This window comes from Micromonospora echinospora, assembly GCF_900091495.1.
Lineage (GTDB): Bacteria > Actinomycetota > Actinomycetes > Mycobacteriales > Micromonosporaceae > Micromonospora > Micromonospora echinospora.
In genome coordinates this window covers 1,871,184-1,886,782 of the sequence record NZ_LT607413.1, presented here as the reverse complement: position 1 = coordinate 1,886,782, position 15,599 = coordinate 1,871,184, and the positions used below count along the sequence as shown (strand labels likewise).

At 68.2% G+C, this 15,599-nt stretch carries 16 protein-coding genes, 1 tRNA gene and 1 pseudogene; 4 read left to right on the top strand and 14 right to left on the bottom strand.

Features of this window, described 5'->3' with window-relative positions; translation table 11 throughout:
* Positions 1–117: 117 nt before the first annotated feature.
* From GA0070618_RS08545 to GA0070618_RS34235, 3 genes are all read right to left on the bottom strand, one after another.
* Positions 118–375 carry a Txe/YoeB family addiction module toxin gene (locus tag GA0070618_RS08545; RefSeq protein ID WP_088981163.1) on the bottom strand — a complete coding sequence of 86 codons (258 nt, stop codon included), beginning with the start codon at positions 373–375 and terminating at the stop codon, positions 118–120.
* The gene (locus GA0070618_RS08540; protein WP_088985379.1) at positions 372–647 is read right to left on the bottom strand and encodes a type II toxin-antitoxin system Phd/YefM family antitoxin; all 276 of its coding nucleotides are present in this window, start codon (positions 645–647) and stop codon (positions 372–374) included. The genes GA0070618_RS08545 and GA0070618_RS08540 overlap by 4 nt, the downstream gene beginning before the upstream one ends.
* A gap of 303 nt (positions 648–950) precedes the next feature.
* The gene (locus GA0070618_RS34235; protein ID WP_197701734.1) at positions 951–1,283 is read right to left on the bottom strand and encodes a hypothetical protein; all 333 of its coding nucleotides are present in this window, start codon (positions 1,281–1,283) and stop codon (positions 951–953) included.
* 108 nt (positions 1,284–1,391) lie between these two features.
* Between GA0070618_RS34235 and GA0070618_RS08530 the strand changes: the two genes are divergently transcribed.
* A complete protein-coding gene (locus GA0070618_RS08530) occupies positions 1,392–1,844 on the top strand; it encodes a GNAT family N-acetyltransferase (RefSeq protein ID WP_088981161.1) in 453 nt (150 codons plus the stop codon).
* Between the two features lie 501 nt (positions 1,845–2,345).
* Here GA0070618_RS08530 and GA0070618_RS08525 read toward each other — a convergent pair.
* The 7 genes from GA0070618_RS08525 to GA0070618_RS08495 all read right to left on the bottom strand — a co-directional run bounded on the left by GA0070618_RS08525 (position 2,346) and on the right by GA0070618_RS08495 (position 9,357).
* On the bottom strand, positions 2,346–2,690 hold the full coding sequence (locus GA0070618_RS08525; RefSeq protein WP_088981160.1) for a DUF6193 family natural product biosynthesis protein: 345 nt from the start codon (positions 2,688–2,690) through the stop codon (positions 2,346–2,348).
* Between the two features lie 560 nt (positions 2,691–3,250).
* Entirely contained in the window at positions 3,251–3,490 is a 240-nt protein-coding gene (locus tag GA0070618_RS08520) for a hypothetical protein (RefSeq protein WP_088981159.1), read from the bottom strand.
* Positions 3,491–3,492: 2 nt separating this feature from the next.
* A complete protein-coding gene (locus tag GA0070618_RS08515) occupies positions 3,493–4,692 on the bottom strand; it encodes a helix-turn-helix domain-containing protein (protein WP_231931660.1) in 1,200 nt (399 codons plus the stop codon).
* Between the two features lie 317 nt (positions 4,693–5,009).
* Entirely contained in the window at positions 5,010–6,125 is a 1,116-nt protein-coding gene (locus GA0070618_RS08510; protein WP_088981158.1) for a helix-turn-helix domain-containing protein, read from the bottom strand.
* A 502-nt stretch (positions 6,126–6,627) separates the two neighbouring features.
* Entirely contained in the window at positions 6,628–7,389 is a 762-nt protein-coding gene (locus GA0070618_RS08505; RefSeq protein ID WP_088981157.1) for a class I SAM-dependent methyltransferase, read from the bottom strand.
* 781 nt (positions 7,390–8,170) lie between these two features.
* A complete protein-coding gene (locus GA0070618_RS08500) occupies positions 8,171–9,055 on the bottom strand; it encodes an IS3 family transposase (protein ID WP_269148504.1) in 885 nt (294 codons plus the stop codon).
* Between the two features lie 2 nt (positions 9,056–9,057).
* Complete coding sequence (locus tag GA0070618_RS08495; RefSeq protein ID WP_088981155.1) at positions 9,058–9,357, bottom strand: transposase; 300 nt, start codon at positions 9,355–9,357, stop codon at positions 9,058–9,060.
* Positions 9,358–9,564: 207 nt separating this feature from the next.
* Here GA0070618_RS08495 and GA0070618_RS08490 point away from each other — a divergent pair.
* Positions 9,565–10,298 (top strand): annotated as a pseudogene (locus GA0070618_RS08490) (tyrosine-type recombinase/integrase); the annotation flags it as partial.
* Between the two features lie 85 nt (positions 10,299–10,383).
* Here the strand turns inward: GA0070618_RS08490 and GA0070618_RS08485 are convergent.
* Positions 10,384–10,455, bottom strand: a tRNA-Lys gene (locus GA0070618_RS08485).
* Between the two features lie 118 nt (positions 10,456–10,573).
* Between GA0070618_RS08485 and GA0070618_RS08480 the strand changes: the two genes are divergently transcribed.
* Positions 10,574–10,846, top strand: coding sequence for a hypothetical protein (locus GA0070618_RS08480; RefSeq protein ID WP_088981154.1), 273 nt, complete (start codon positions 10,574–10,576; stop codon positions 10,844–10,846).
* A gap of 153 nt (positions 10,847–10,999) precedes the next feature.
* Positions 11,000–12,082, top strand: a complete 1,083-nt coding sequence (locus GA0070618_RS08475; protein ID WP_088981153.1) for an NAD-dependent epimerase/dehydratase family protein — start codon at positions 11,000–11,002, stop codon at positions 12,080–12,082.
* Between the two features lie 107 nt (positions 12,083–12,189).
* Here GA0070618_RS08475 and GA0070618_RS08470 read toward each other — a convergent pair whose 3' ends face one another.
* From GA0070618_RS08470 to GA0070618_RS08460, 3 genes are all read right to left on the bottom strand, one after another.
* The gene (locus GA0070618_RS08470; protein ID WP_143740330.1) at positions 12,190–13,167 is read right to left on the bottom strand and encodes an ice-binding family protein; all 978 of its coding nucleotides are present in this window, start codon (positions 13,165–13,167) and stop codon (positions 12,190–12,192) included.
* Positions 13,168–13,597: 430 nt separating this feature from the next.
* Positions 13,598–14,797, bottom strand: a complete 1,200-nt coding sequence (locus GA0070618_RS08465; RefSeq protein ID WP_088981152.1) for a GNAT family N-acetyltransferase — start codon at positions 14,795–14,797, stop codon at positions 13,598–13,600.
* Positions 14,798–14,853: 56 nt separating this feature from the next.
* Positions 14,854–15,573, bottom strand: a complete 720-nt coding sequence (locus GA0070618_RS08460) for a PP2C family protein-serine/threonine phosphatase (RefSeq protein ID WP_088981151.1) — start codon at positions 15,571–15,573, stop codon at positions 14,854–14,856.
* Positions 15,574–15,599: the final 26 nt, after the last annotated feature.

Genomic DNA, 15,599 nt, shown 5'->3' with positions numbered 1-15,599 from the left:
ACGGTGGTGTCCTCGGCGGCCACCCGCGACGCCCTCAAGCGGCTCGGCAGCGCGCTGGACCGGTAGGACGTACTGATTCGGTCGGGGCGGCAGACGCCTCTGGTTCCAGTCGGTCTGCTACCGGTCGACGTAGTGGTACCGGCAGGCGATGATCTCGACGTCGTTCTTGGTGATCCGATACACCAGCCGGTGTTCGCGATCGATCCGGCGGGACCAGAAGCCGGACAGCTCTCCCCGAAGGGGTTCCGGTTTGCCGGTCCCCTTGTGTTCGTTATGTACCACGTCCGCGATGAGGTCGTTGATGCGCTTGACCAGCTTGCGGTCTATGTGGCTGAGGTACTGATTCCAGGCTGTCGCGGTGAAGACCAGCCTCACGCGACGTCCCGGACGGTGGCCGGGTCGACCAGATCCCGCTCGGCCGTGTCGCCCTGCTCAAGTTCCGCGATCGATCGGCGCAGAGCTGCGGCGTTGCTCGGGCTGCGCAGGAGGTACTCGGTCTCCTTCATCGACTCGTACTCGGCGAGCGACACGATCACCACAGGCTCGTGTCCCGACCGGGTCACCACCACTTCCTCCGCGTCGTTGATGACGCGGTCAAGTTCGGCGGCCAGGTTCTGTCGTAGCTGGGTGAAGTTCACGGTGCGCATGACCACCTCCGAGGCAAGTACAGAAAACTGTACCTCAGGTGGGCCTGCATATCACTCCTGGCCGACTTGGCGGTGCACCTACGGGTACTGCTGTACTCCGGGGGAGGAGTGGGCCGCCAGGGACTCGAACCCTAAGTGCCGAACGCTGCCGATAGATCATCCTGAATCGGACAGATCCGGCCCCTGAGCAGGGCGGCGACCGTCAACGGCTCTCGACGTTTTACACCCGTTTCCGGGCTCAGTTGTGCCGGAACTGTGCCCGATGATCTTGCAACGTCATCGATGGCCATCCCTCCGGGCCTACTACTGCGGTCGCTCCTGGGTGCAGAGTTCGGCCCGGACGTGCGTGCCGCACCACGGCGGTAGCTCGGCCGACCAGACACGCCACTCGCCGGCATCCCGCCGTGTCTCCCACCGCCACGGGTGCGCCGTACCGGCCATCGCGTTGGGTCCGTCCCACCAGACCCTGCGCACCTGCGCCACGACCAGGGCGCGATCCTCGGCACGCTCGTCGACGGCCAGGCGGCCGACCGTCTCCACCTTCGAGGGCGGGCGCCCGATCTTGCGACGTCCGATGACGTGATCGCTAAGGAATACGTAGAGTGCGGACAGAAGGGTATCGAGGTCTGTCTTCACAAACTGACATCGATACCCTTCCCTGCATCAGAGTCGAGTCCGGGTCAGTGGTTGTATCCCGACAGGCGGTACCGGGTTGCCTGACGACATCAGTTAGATTTCCGATCCGTGCACGTCACTGAGTATGCGGAAAGTGCCCATGTCGCCGGAGTGTGCGCTGTACTGGGGACGCTCGGCTGGGAGCAGCGGTACATCGACGGGCAGCTCGGCGCGGTGGCGCGACTGGCGTCCTCGTCTGACGGGTGCGTTTACGTCGCCATCGCGGATGGCCATGTGATCGGCTACGTGTCGGCGGTGCTGGCGCGTTGGAACATGCTGGGTCAGATTCACGGGCTGGCCGTGGACCCCGCCGCCCGTCGAGGCGGCGTGGCCCGAGCGCTGGTTACAACAGTCGAGGATCACCTCCGTTCGCACGGTGCCCGCGGCGTATACGTGGACACCCCGGTCAACAACCTGCTTGGCCGAAGCTTCTACGAGGCGATCGGGTTCTCGCAGGACTACATCATGAGCCGTTACTACGCTCATGATCTTGATGGCGTGACATACGTCCGGTTCTACTGACCGCGTCATCTGCGGACACTGGACGTTCAGACTTCGGGCTCAATCATCCAGTTGGCTCTCGTGTCGCGGACCCTGCCCCCGGCGGACACCGCCACAGCGGCGCTTTTGACCTGACCGCGACCGGCTACGGCGTCGGCTCCTGGGTGACCGGCCCGACCACGGCGGCCACCACCCCCTTCCCAGGTGCCGGTTTTGACCTGACCTGGACTGCGGTAGCGGCTGGCGTGGGGGTCGTCTGCTCGGGCACGGCGGACACCGCCCCCATGCTTGGGGCTTGCCGGGCGAGCCTTGCGGGGCATTCTCGGCGCTGCGCTCCGGCGGCGGTCGGTTCTAACTCCTGGTGCGCCGTGCGCCGGGGCGTGACCGGCCGCCAGGCCGCACGCGCGCCCCGGCGCGGTACGGCGGCGGGCCGAAGGCCCGCCCTTGACCAAGTAAAAAAAGTCTGAACACACACTACGCTTCGGCCGTGTCCAGTCTCGAAACCTGCATGAGACCTCGGAATTAGGACCGATCGGACCCCGCATCTTCGGGGAGATGGGCGACAACAAGTGCGGCGGCCTCTTCCGGTGTTGCCGCCGTGCCGAGAAGCTCGCTGTATCCGGCGGCGTACACCTGATACGGAGGCTCCCCACAGACGATAAATGGGAGTGAATCAATCTCCTCGGACTGCCGTGGTGGTGCCGTGCGAAGAAATCTCAGCGTTCCATGCGTCGGGAACGGGAACAGCGCGCGTAGGCGTGGTTGGGCATAGGCCGCGTTGACGACGAGTGGATCTCCCTGGCGGGTGTTCGGGGTTTTCTCCCGCAGGTATCGCCATGCAGTCGTGATGTCGGGCGCTTCGGGCATGCTGGCGAGGTTATCGGCATGGTTGCTGGCGGGACACCTGCCAGAAGGTTTGAGCCTGGCCCGAGAGATGTCAGGCGGCGTAGCTTCTGATTTCCTCCCGGACATCGTCAGCGAGGCTCGAACCACGGTACTTCTCGGAGTTCAGCATGCCTGCGATCCGGTCCATCCTCCTCTTGATCCAGGAGATCTGACGCTCTTCGGGTAGGTCCAGAATGGGGCGCAGGGCCGTGTAGGTGGCATCAATCTCGTTGAGCTGAAGGTGAGCAGTTGCCTGGTAGACGTGGGCTAGCGCCTCCGCAGCTTCGGGCGGTGCGTCGGCGGTGGCTGTCGAAGAAGGATCGGCCGCGCGGTCTGGTCGGTCACCTTCTGTGGAAGGCAGACAGCCAGCAGCGGGAAGCTCCCGCCGGTCAGGGTTGGAGCTGAGTTGTGCCCTGGTTGTGCCCGATGATCTTCGCTGGGCGTTCTCGCAGCTCAGCGGCGGGGAAGAGTGGGCCGCCAGGGACTCGAACCCTGAACCTATGGATTGCCGGCGGGCCGGCTGGACCGGGTGCCGTCCGAGGTCACCCGGCCTGCTGAGGGTCGTCTCGGCCGGACTCGGTCGGCTCGGTTGCTGTACTCCGCTGCTGTACTTCCTCGGCGGTGCGGAGGACGTTGCGGGCGGCGGTTGCCACCGGGCAGGCTGCTGTGCGGCAGATCGGGCAGCGGCCGTCGGGCCCGGAGTGGTGGTCGCGGAGGATCGCTCGGGCGGTGAGGATCAGCCGGTTGCGGATTTGCGCCAGGGACAGGAACGGTGCGGTCATCCTCAGCCCACCCCGAGGGTGGCGGCGAGTTGAATGAGCGTTGTCGGGGCGGCGGGATCTCGGGCGACCTGGGCGAGGATGTCCCGGCCGGCTGGTCGGTGGCGGATCTCAGCGGGTGCTATCCGGTCGGCCTCCATCAGGACCCGGCCGGCGTTGATCGGGTCGTCGGCGTACTGGTAAGCGCGGGCGGCGTCGATCAGGTGGGCGGCGCGGTGCTCGGCAGGCAGCCACCGCCACCCGTCCCGCGTGATCGCTTTTTCATGCCAGGCCACGGCTTCCTCTGCGTCGCCTGACTCCATCGTTGCGGCGACGCGGGCGAGCTGAACCGCTGTCGGCCCGAATCCGGTGCGATGGTGGTCGTGACCGTCCCCTACCCGCGCCGCCATGTCGGCGGCCTCGTTGATCAGCTCGGCGGCGGTCCGGTCGTCTCCGTCACGGGCAGCGGCCAAAGCGGCCTGGACCACCAGGGTGCCGCAGAGGGACAGCTCGGCCGGGGTGCCGTATTCGATCACGGGTGGGGCGATGCGGTAAGCGGCGGCCAGCATTACCGACTTCCCCACCCGCGCCCGCCCCGATTCACGCAACACCTGCCCGAGCTGCACGGCAGCGGCAGCGACCAACACCCGGTCACCGGTAGCGGCGATTATCGCCCGGTCGACCGCCAGCCATGCCACGTCGGGGGCACCGAGCTTCATCAGCAGCGATGCGGTCACCCGGTACGCCTCCACCAGCGGCACCCGACCCGCTCCGGGATCGTGGGCGTGGGTGCGCTGCGCGTCGGCCACCAACTCTGGCACCAGGTCGACGACCTGCGGGTAGCGGGCGTGCTGGAAGGTGGTCCACACGTGTGTGACCTCCCGCATCAGGCGGTCGGCCGGCAGCACGCGGCGGGCCGCTGGGCGCTCCAAGGCGATCTCGTACGTCGACAGAGCTGCGCGGATCCGTTCCACACCCTCGACGCGCTCGGCCACCCCGGACGGCTGGGCGTCCCGACCGAGCAGCACCGCCGTGTCGATCCGTAGGACGGCGGCGATGTCCTGAAGCGTCGACACCTTGTCCAGCGACCGGACACCCCGCTCGACCTTGTCCACCCAACTCTTCGACTTGCCGAGCCGATCGGCGAGCACCTGCTGCGACAGTTTCCGCCGAGCCCGCCAGTACGCCACCCGACGACCTACCGGCAGCAGATCAGTGCTGTCCACGACGCCACCGCCGGTCCGGCACCGCTCGGTTCGTCTCCTCGGCTGGTATTCGATCCGCCTCGGCCTGCGCGAGGATCCGCTGTCGGGCGGCCTCCCGTTCTGCTGCCTGGATCTGCTCGCCTCGGCCCTCGGACGGAGCGTTCTCGCTCATCCCTACCTCCGCTGGTAGGGGCGCGGCGGCGTGCTCTGGAAGGACCGACACCGCCGCACCCGGCTCCGAGCGGGTCACGCCTCACCGGTACCAATGACCGTGGCGAACCGCCCTGGTCACAGCATCGGGTGATCAGCCGGTCACGTTCCAGGTAGCACGCGTCCGGTTACTTGTCCAGGGACACGGACAAGCTGCGGACAAGGGCGGACAACCGGCTGGACCGGTTTCGGGCGGCGATGGCCCGCGCTCGCTCCACCGACTGGCCTGCGCTGTCGCGTTCACCGATGGCTAGCTGTGCACCGGCGAGGTGGCACACGTAGGTGCCGGTCCAGTCGGCTGAAGCCGAGTCGGCGTCCAGACCATCGAGGCCGGCGGTCAACAACTCCACCGCTTGCTCGTTCTGTCCGAGCGTGGCCCGGGTAGTGCCGGCCTCCAGGTCGAAGAACGCTCGGTCCCGGTAGTAGTCCCACGGCGGCATCTCGCCTGCGTACTCCAACGCGGCTATCGCTCGGTCGTCGGCCGCCACCGCCGTATTGATCGCCGCCTGCCGGTCACCAGCGAGGACGTATGCGCGGGCAAGTTGGTAGTGGTCGTACGCGAGCTGCCCCGGCGACATACCCGGCCTGGTCAACGCCGCTCGGGTCACGCCGAGCAAGGCACCGATGTCCCCCGTCTGCCCGGCCAGATCGGCGCGGAAGGACAGCACCGTACCCAGCAGCGCGTCATGTCCGCTCTCGACGGTCCACTCCAACGCCTGATTCAGCCAGTGCCGCGACCAGCCGTGATCACCAGCGGCGATACCCAACCAACCGGCAAACTGCGCCCACTGTGCGGCCTGGTCGACCAACCGGCCCCGTAGGTCGTCGTGCGCCTCACTAGCCAGGTGGCTGACGAGATCCAGGTTCGCCCGGACCGCCGGCATGACAGCGGCAGCACCAAGAACATCGTCAAGGCGGCGTTGACTGGCCAGAAGCTCCGCGAGTGCGTCGACCGTAGCCGGATCAGTCCGCGTCGGATGACGAGCGGCGAAGGCGATCCGGTCGGCACCGTCCCCAGGCAACTCCGGCGGACGCGCCAACGCCACCAGCCGGCCGCCCGCGCCGAGAGCATCATCCAGGCGTCTCGCCACGTCCTCGCTCGGTTGTCGTCGCCCCGCCTCCAGGTCGTGAAGCTGGCTCTTGCTCTGGTACACCAAGTGCGCGAGAGCGCGAAGCGAGATCCGGGCCTCGGTACGCAGCCGGCGAAGCTCCGCACCGAAGCGCGGGTCAGCAATGGGCGACACGGCGTACTCCCAGGTAGAGGGCTGGGGCGGCGGTCCCGCCGGCCTCTACCCCGACGGGCCGCCACATCGGACGGTACACCCGCCCCGCACCCTATGTAACGCCGCGCGCCGCCCCTGCCGAGGGATCACTTGGCGTTGAACTGTTGCCGGGTGCCAGGCGAACCGGGCAAAGGATGCCTATCCATCGCCTGAGCTGCACAAACACTAGGCATCGATCGTCGCCGCTGGGCATCGTTGGTCAACGTTCGACGGCCTAGACTCCTTGACCCCTAGGCAACGATCAGCCGGTCTCCACGTGGACCTTCACGCTAAAGACCTGCGGACTACCGTCCACCGTTGTCCAGGATTTCGCACCGCCGGACATCGTGATCTTCACCCAACTAGTGTCCCGTAATAGAGTTCTTTTACTTGTCGTTGTTGACGAGGTTAGCTGATGAGATATCGCTCGCAGTCGATTAGCAAAGAAAGGCTGCCTGGGCGCCCCCGCCTGATTGATATTCTCTCAAGGAACGCGGGCTATGAGAAGAGGCTGGAAATAGTTACTCTCCTCGGGATCCCACCAATGAGGCTCCTCGAATCGCGCTGCCGTGACGAATCCGGATAACTCGCCCCGGGTAAGCGCCCAGTATGCGGCACGCCGCACCTTCACGCTCCAGTCATCGCTACCGGGGATCAACTGAAAATGCTCTAAGTCATATCGCTCGCCGTCCTCGCGCCAATTCCATAGCTGAAAGGACAGAATGTGGCCGTTACCCACATGGGGAAGCGTTGCAGCGGGGCGAGACCGCCGCACCTTATCGTAGTCTCGCGTGCTGATAGTCAGCATCCCGTCACTGCGTAACACGCGACGCATCTCACCCAGTGCCATTTCCACGTCTTTCGACGTCAGAAGGTGAGGTAATGAGTTGTCGGCGCAGACAACAACATCGAAGGCGCCGTCCGCGAAGGGTAGGGATCGCATATCGGCTACCTGTGTGGGTAAGTTCAGGCCACGTTCGGCAGCCTCACGTCTTGCCCGACCGGCGGCAATCCTACTGATATCGGAACCTGCCACCCGGTGCCCCTGTAATGCAAGCCCAATGGCCTGAGTGCCAATTCCGCAGGCGCAGTCCAAGACGCTGGCGGACTCCACCTTCATCGTTGCACTGATGAGTGCATGCAGAGCTTCTCCCTGACGCTTCAACGAGCTGTCCCAGTCAGGAAAAATGAGATGGTAATCGAGCGCAAGATCATCATAGAAGGCTGCTGCCGAAGCGTCACTCATGGAAGCACCTTACCGACTCCGCACATGAAGCGCATTGCGCTCACTCGTCACCGCGCCTTCCATGCCCGGGAGGCTGCATGTAATCCCCGTATTGACTGAAGCACGTGTCGTTCAACAATCCGTTCAGCCGGCACATCCTGAAGCGGTCGGGCGCTGCCGCGTCGAGGGAGATTGGCCGGCGCACTACGGCAGGCGTCGTCTGCTGCGACGCAGGGGTAAGGCTGAAGCAGGCAGGTTCCACTCATCCTGGTACAGCGGTGCAGGAAAGTCAGCACATGCCAACGACGATTGCCAGCCGTCCCGGCGGTTCGTCAACGCCACCAGAGCCCCACCGTGCATCAACCTCCGCAGCATCACCTCCTCCTGCATGGACTAGCCTTCAGGGATGATCCGTCTGGCGTTTCGCCATGTGGTGCCCGAAAAAGAGCGTGAGCTGCGGGAGTGGCTGGCAACGCTAAACGGCCCGCGTTCCAACGAAGCAGTGGTCACGCTTCAAGACGAAGGATGTACTTCACGAGGTAGCTACGATCTTGCGCACATCAGACGGCCCGATCCTGGTATACGCGATGGAAGTGGAGGATGAAGAACGCTCACGATCGGCAGCCGCAACCTCATCCCATCCTGTGGACAAGGATCACAGGCGCGTTCTTGCAGCCGCTCTTGCAGCCGAGGTCGAACACGAACGCATACTTGACCTACGAACCCGCTAATTAGCGTCGCGCAACCGTGATCTTTGGCCGTGGTTCGGTTTGTCAATCCCCTGGAATCGTGGAGGGCGTCGTTATGCGGCCCGGGCCTCCAGGACGCGGGGCTCTGATCGTTCGTAGCCAATGGGGGATCGCCAGTCGCAGACGGAGTGCCGGCGACGCGGGTTGTAGAAGTCGGTGATCCAGGTGGCGATCTTCAGTCGGGCCTCTGTGCGGGTGCGGAAGTGGCGGCGGTGGACGTACTCGACCTTGATGGTGGAGAAGGTGGCCTCGGCGACGGCGTTGTCGAAGCACGATCCGACCCGGCCCATCGACTGGCGTACCTTCCACCGGTTACAGGCCCGGGCGAAGTCGGCCGAGGTGTACTCGCTGCCCCTGTCGCTGTGGAAGATCACCCCGTCGACGTTGCCGCCTCGGGTGACAGCGGCCATGTTCAACGCGGCGACGACCAGCCCGGCATCGTGGTGGGCACCCATCGCGTAGCCGAGGATCCGACGCGAGTACAGGTCGATGACCGTGGCCAGGTAGAGCTTGCCCTCGTCGGTGCGGATCTCGGTCATGTCGCCGCACCAGGCGACATTCGGTGCCGGCGCGGTGAACACCCGTTTGACCAGGTCCGGTGCGGCCGGACGTTTGCCTTGGCGGGTCAGGCCCCGCCGGCGGCGCTTGACCCGGGCGGCCAAGCCCAACTCGGCCATGAGCTGCGCGATCGTGTTGTCGGAGACCTGCCAGCCGGACTCGCGTAGCTCGATGCCGATGCGCGGGCTGCCGTAGGTGGCGCCCGAGTCGTCGAACACCTTCCTGACCGCGTCCGCCAGCCGGACACGCCGGTCATCGCGGCGGGTCGGCGGCCGGTCACGCCACTTGTAGAACCATGACTCGGACACCCCCAACGCCCGGCAGGCCACCGCGTGCGGCACGGAATGCTCGGTCCTCTGGGAAGCGATGAACCCGGCCACGCTCACCGGCCCGTCGCTTCCTTGACCCACAGGACCACGGATCGCTTGAGGACATCACGCTCCATCGCCAACTCGGCGTTCTCCCGCCGCAGCCGGGCCAACTCCGCCCGCTCGTCCTCGGCCAACTGCCCGGCAGCGGCCTCACCACGAGTCTCGCGGTCCCTCTTCACCCAGTTGGCCAGGGTCCCGCTGTTGATCCCCAGGTCACGAGCGACCTGAGCGATCGACTTACCCGTCTCACGCACGATGCGCACCGCGCCCGCCCGGAACTCCGGATCGAACTGCCGTCTCGTCTCAGCCATGAACCTCTATCCCTCAAGCTCTGGCCTCCACGCTACGAGGGGAAGGGCAGTTCGGTCCACGCTGGTTGGCTGTTGTGTGTGCCTTTGACCGTGCAGCAGCGCGTCGGACTGTCCAGGATGGTTGGTGATCGGTCGGTGGACGCTGTCGTGGCCGGTCGGGCACGGATGGTGTTGTGGCGCGACGACGGCTACAGCGCTGAAGAGATCGTCACCCACCTGCGGACCGTGCTTCGGACGCTGCTCTCTCAGGCGATCACCGAAGGGCTGATCACCCGCAACGTCGCGTCCCTGGTGAAGCTGCCCCCGGTACGTCAGCGCAAGCGGAAGGCGTGGACGAGCGATGAGGCGCGGCGCTTCCTGGAGTCGGCCCGCGCCGACGACGACCCCTCTACGCCGCGTACGTCCTGGTCCTGGTGCTCGGTCTGCGCAAGGGCGAGATGTTGGGGCTCACCTGGGCGGACGTCGACCTCGACGCGGGGGAGTTGACCGTCGACCGACAGCTCCAGCGGGTCGGTGCCGAACTGCTGCACCGGGAGACGAAGACGGCCGCCTCGGACGCCACCCTGCCACTGCCGGACATCTGCACCGTAGCGCTCGACCGCCGCCGTGCCGCGCAGACTGCCGCCCGGGATGCCGCTGGCCCGGTTTGGCAGTCCTCCGACCTGATTTTCACCACCCGGTACGGGCGACCGGTCGAGCCGCGCAACGTCAACCGCTTCTGGGACCGGCGCTGCGACGCCGCCGGTGTCCGGCGGATCACCGTCCGGGACGCCCGGCGGACCTGCGCCTCGCTCCTGGCGGACCTGGACGTGCACCCCCGGGTGGCGATGCAGATTCTCCGGCACGCGCAGTTCGCCATCACCATGGAGATCTACACGGTGGTCTCCTCGGCGGCCACCCGCGACGCTCTCAAGCGGCTCGGCAGCGCACTGGACCGATGAACGGCCTACTGCTGTACTTCGCTGCTGTACCGGGCCTGATCGCGACATCGTTGATCCCGGTCAGGGCGGCTGACCTGTGGAGGAGTGGGCCGCCAGGGACTCGAACCCTGAACCTATGGATTAAAAGTCCACAGCTCTGCCATTGAGCTAGCGGCCCGCGCGCTCAGGCTACCGGACAACGCGTGTTGATCGCTCGTCGCTTCCCGTGGGGTGTCGGCCCCGCTGGGCAGGCTCCGGTGGCATGCGCCGGGCCGCCACCGGGAACCGTGGCAGGCATGAGACTGACCAGGACCCCCGCCGTGGCCGCGTCGAGCGAGGTGGCCGGCAACGACGGCGTACGCCAGCCGGGCGGCGAGGTGCACGCCTGGCTGCCGGGGCAGAACCAGACCCTCTGCGGGCTGCCGCTGAGCCGTACCCGGCTGCGTCGTTTCCCGCACGTGTCCTTCGACTACTCGACGACCGACCAGCTCACCGGGGCCGACCCGGTCGGCCGGATCTGCCCGCGCTGCCTGGCCGCCGCCGGTGGGCGGGGCGGACGCCGCCGGTAGCGCTGGGAGCGCCACGCACCCCGACCCTGAGCACGCCGCAGCGCCGGGAACGCGGGCCGGGCGACGCCGTGAAGGCCGGTCGAGTGACGCCGCGGCGGCCGGTCGGACGGCGCCGGGCACGGTTGGAGCGGGCCGGACCGGGTACGGAGCGGCATGCGGATCGTGGTGGTGGGGGCCAGCGGTAACCATGGAACAGCCCTGTTGCGCCGGCTGCGTCGGGAGTCGGGGCTGGAACTGGTCGGGGTGGCGCGCCGCCTGCCCGATCCGTCGGCCGGGTCGCCGTACGACGCGGTCGAGTGGCACTCCTGCGACATCGGTGAACCGGGGGCCGTGGACCAGCTGGCCGGGGTCTTCGCCGGTGCCGACGCGGTGGTGCACCTGGCCTGGCAGATCCAGCCCAGCCACGACCAGCGGCAACTGAACCGGACCAACGTCGGCGGCAGCCGTACGGTGGTCGACGCGGTGCTCCGGGCGAAGGTGCCGGCCCTGGTGTACGCCTCGTCGGTCGGCACGTACGCACCGGGCCCGAAGGACCACCCGGTCAGCGAGCGCTGGCCGACGACCGGGGTGGCGGCCTCCTCGTACAGCCGCGACAAGGCGACGGTGGAGGAGTTGCTCGACCGGGTCGAGCGGGAGTACCCGGGGCTGCGGATCGTCCGGCTCCGCCCCGCGCTGGTCTTCCAACGGGACGCGGCCACCGAGATCACCCGGTACTTCCTCGGGCCGTTCGCGCCGGTCCGGCTCCTGCGGTACGGCCGGCTCCCGTTGGTGCCCACGCACCGCCGGCTGCGCATGCAGGCGGTGCACGCCGACGACGTCGCCGACGCGTACGCCCGGGTGCTCCTCGGCGATGCGCGCGGCGCGTTCAACGTGGCGGCCGACCCGGTGCTCACCCCGGAGCTGGTCGCCCGGCACTTCCACGGCTGGACGGTGCCGGTGGCCGCCCCGGTGCTCCGTACGGCGGCGGCGCTGACCTGGCGGGCCCGGTTGCAGCCGGTCGACCCGGGCTGGGTGCAGTTGGCCCTGGACACCCCGCTGATGTCCAGCGATCGGGCCGAGACCGAGCTGGGCTGGCGGCCGGAGACGGACGCGCTGACCGCGCTGCGGGAACTCTTCGCCGGGATGGCCGACGGCGGGCACACGCCCAGCCCACCGATGTCCGCCCGCAACGACCTCGCCGGCCGCCCTGGCGCGCTGCTCCTGGGCCGCCCCGCCGGCCAGGGCAACCCGTACTAGTGGCGGATGCCACCGGGCCGGCACGACCACCCGCGACACGCCAGCTTTAAGCGGGCGTCAGCCGTGATGACCCCGGCGGCCGGTGACGGCCGCCGGGGTCTGCGCGGTCAGGACTCGAAGGTCCTGCGGCGGTAGAGGAGAAGCAGGGCCGCGCCGGTGGCCACGGCGACGCCGCCGATGGCCGTCAGGAGGGGTACCAGCGCACCGCCGCCGCGACCGCCGGTCACCGGCAGCGTCGTGCGGCTTGGAGTCGGCAACCCGGTCGGACCTCCAGTGGGTTGGCCGGTCGGGCCTCCCGTGGGGCCGCCGGTCGGTTGGCCGGTGGGTTGGCCGGTGGGGCCGCCGGTGGGTTGGCCGGTCGGGCCTCCCGTGGGGCCGCCGGTCGGTTGGCCGGTGGGTTGACCGGTGGGCTGGCCGGTGGGGGGACTCGTCGGCTGGAGGCAGACGGGGGCGGTGATGACGTTGGTGTCGAGGGTGACGGCACCGGTCTGGGCCAAGGCCCGGCCCTGGAGGGTCGCGCCGGTTCTCATGGTGATCGAGGTCTGGGCCAGGATGTTGCCGACGAACCGGGTGCCGGTGCCGAGCGTGGCCGAGCTGCTCACCTGCCAGTAGACGTTGCAGGGTGAGGCGCCGTTGATGAACACGACGCTGCTGTTGGCCGCCGTGATGAGGGTGGAGTTGATCTGGAAGATGAACACCGCCGCCGGGTCGCCCTGGGAGTCCAGGGTCAGGGTGCCGGTCAGCTGGGCGGCGCCGATCCGGTACACCCCGGGAAGGAGCGTCGATCCGCCGAGTTCCGCAGGAAGGCTGGTGAACGGGGTCCGGCCGGCGGCGTCGTTGTAGGCGTCGGTCAGGTCCTCCTTGGCCTGTAGGGCGACAGCGTCGCCAAGGTGGATCTCGCCGCCGACCATGATCGGCAGGAAGCCGGGGGCGGTGTTGCCGGGGTGGACGCCGAGGCTCTGCCCCAGGAAGCTCGGGCCGGTATTGGTGGCGGTGGAACCGGCAAGCACGGAGAAGTCGGCCGCTGTGCCCAGGCCGACCGGCGCTACCGCCGCGTTGGCACCGGTTCCGCTGAAGATCAGCATGGCTACGGCCGCGCAGCCCGCGGTGACGGCCGCGAGTGCCGGCAGTACGGCGCGTCGACGCAGACGGAGTCGACGATGACGGATTGAAGTGACTGTCACGATGTGGCCCTCTCATGGCGCGTCTCCGGCGGTGCCGCCACGACAGCGGGCCGAAGACACACGGAAATGCACGTGTCCTTAATCGGACTTTTGCATACGAAGAGGTGCATTAAAGACAAAACTCCCGAACGCTAGCCGCTCGGGCCGGGTGTCCGTGGTCGGAGCGCCGACTTGAGCATCAACCGGTGAGGGCGGCAGTCGTCAGGACGACGAGGGCGACGGCGGGTGTCGCGTACCGATCGATGTCGAGCGCTGGGTCAGGAGTCCCAGCCACCCGACCGCCATCCCGGTACCCGTCCGGTCTGCCCCGTCGGGCGGATACCGGAACGGGTCAGAAGCTGGCGCAGAGGTACGGCAGCTCGCGCGGAAAGAGGCGACGCAACTCCAGCATTGCGTCGGTCGGCACGTCACCGAGCCCCCGCACCACCACCTCGGCCGGGTCGAGCGCCCCGTACGCCAGGGCGGAGAGTCCGGCGGCGGTGAGCGTGGCGGACGGCGGGTCCACCGCGCCGACGGACGCCCTGGACCGGATCTCCAGTTGCCCGGTCGTCCCGTCCAGCAGGTACGTCCCGGCGAGCCAACGGTCCCCGGTCAGCTCCACCCGGCAGCACCCGGCGTCGGCGGGCAGCCCGGCCAGTGCGTCCATCGAGAGCACCCGGGCCATCGGGGCGGACTCGTCCGGGCGGGTCACCCGGGTCTCGCAGACCACCCCCAGGTCGGTGGCCCAGAGTTCGGGCAGGTCGTCCGGGGCGACCACCACGCTCACCCGCTCCACCTGGTCGACGTGCCGGGCGAGGAACTGCAACAGCAGCGCGCGGGCGAGGGGACTGGTGGCGAGCAGATGGCCGCCCTCCAGGGTGCCACCGTAGCCGTCGATCCGGTACGTGAGCAGGCCCTCGGTCACCCCGTCGACCCGCGCGGTCACCAGCCAGCGGTTGTCGTCGTCGCGTACCCGGATCCGGCGGTACTCGGGGAGGACCGCGAAGCCGTGCCGCTGCACCAGGCAGCGGTCGTGGAAGGCGGCGTACTCGTCGTATCCGGCACCGGTGCGTTGCCAGACCAACTCGCCCGGCAGCTTCACCCGGAGCAGAGCGGCGAGGTCGTCCGGGGGAAAGGTGGCGGTACGTGGCGCGGGGAGGCCGACGTAGCCGAACCGTTCGTAGAACGAGGGCCGGAACGGGTAGAGCGCGGAGAGCACGTGCCCCTCGTCGAGCATCTCGTCGAGCAACTGGTGCATCAGGTCCCGGACGTGTCCCTGGCGGCGGGCGAGCGGGTGGCTGGCGAGCCCGGCGACCCCGGCCATCGGCAGTACGGCGCCGCGCAGGTTCTGCCGCATCGGGATGGCGGAGGCGCAGGCCACGGCGGTGCCGTCCGCCTCGGCAACGAGCGTCCGGTTGCCTTCCTGGTACGGCAGCCAGTCCCGCATCGACTCGGCTTCGTCCGCCGGGCGGGGCGTCTCGTCGAAGGAGTACGCCTGGAGCGGGAAGCTAGTGGTCAGGCGTTCCCCGGGGGTGAGACGACGAATGCTCATCCGTCCATCCCAACCCCGGTCCCGGGACCCCGCAACCCGATTCGCCCGTCGCCGGTTCAGACCTCGGTGACGTCGGAGACCACGACCGTGACGTTGTCCGGTGCGCCCGCCTGGTGGGCCAGCTTCACCAGCTGCTCGGCGCACTGCTGCCGGTCCCCGTACGTGAAGACGGTGTTCGCGACCGTGCCGTCGTCGACGTAGTCGGAGAGCCCGTCGCTGCACAGCAGCAGCCGGTCGCCGGGCAGGACGGTGTAGCGGGCGATCGACGGAGGCGCGTCGGCCCCCTGGACCGCCCGGGTGACCAGGGACCGCTGCGGGTGCTGGCGGGCGGCGGCGGGGGTCAGCGCCCCCTGGTCCACGAGCGCCTGGACGAAGGTGTCGTCCCTGGTGAGCTGGTGCAGCGCCCCCTCCCGGAGCAGGTAACACCGGGAGTCACCGACCTGGGCGACGACCAGGACGTCCCCGGCGAGCAGTGCGGCGGTCAGCGTGGTGCCCATGCCCTCGCGGGCCGGGTCGGCGTCGATGGCGGCCCGGATGCGCTGGTTGGCGGTCTGCACGACGGCGCGGAGCGCGTTCTCTGCCTCGTCCGGCGTCTCCGGTGGTATCAGCTCGTCGAGGATCCGGATGACGATCTCGCTGGCGACCTCCCCGGCCGGCAGTCCACCCATTCCGTCCGCCACCGAGACCAGCCGTTCCCCGGCGAGGGCGGAGTCCTCGTTGTTGGTCCGGACCAGGCCGACGTCGTTCAGAATGGCCGAGCGGAGGATCAGCGTCATGGGTGAAGTCTGCCAAGAAGACCGCA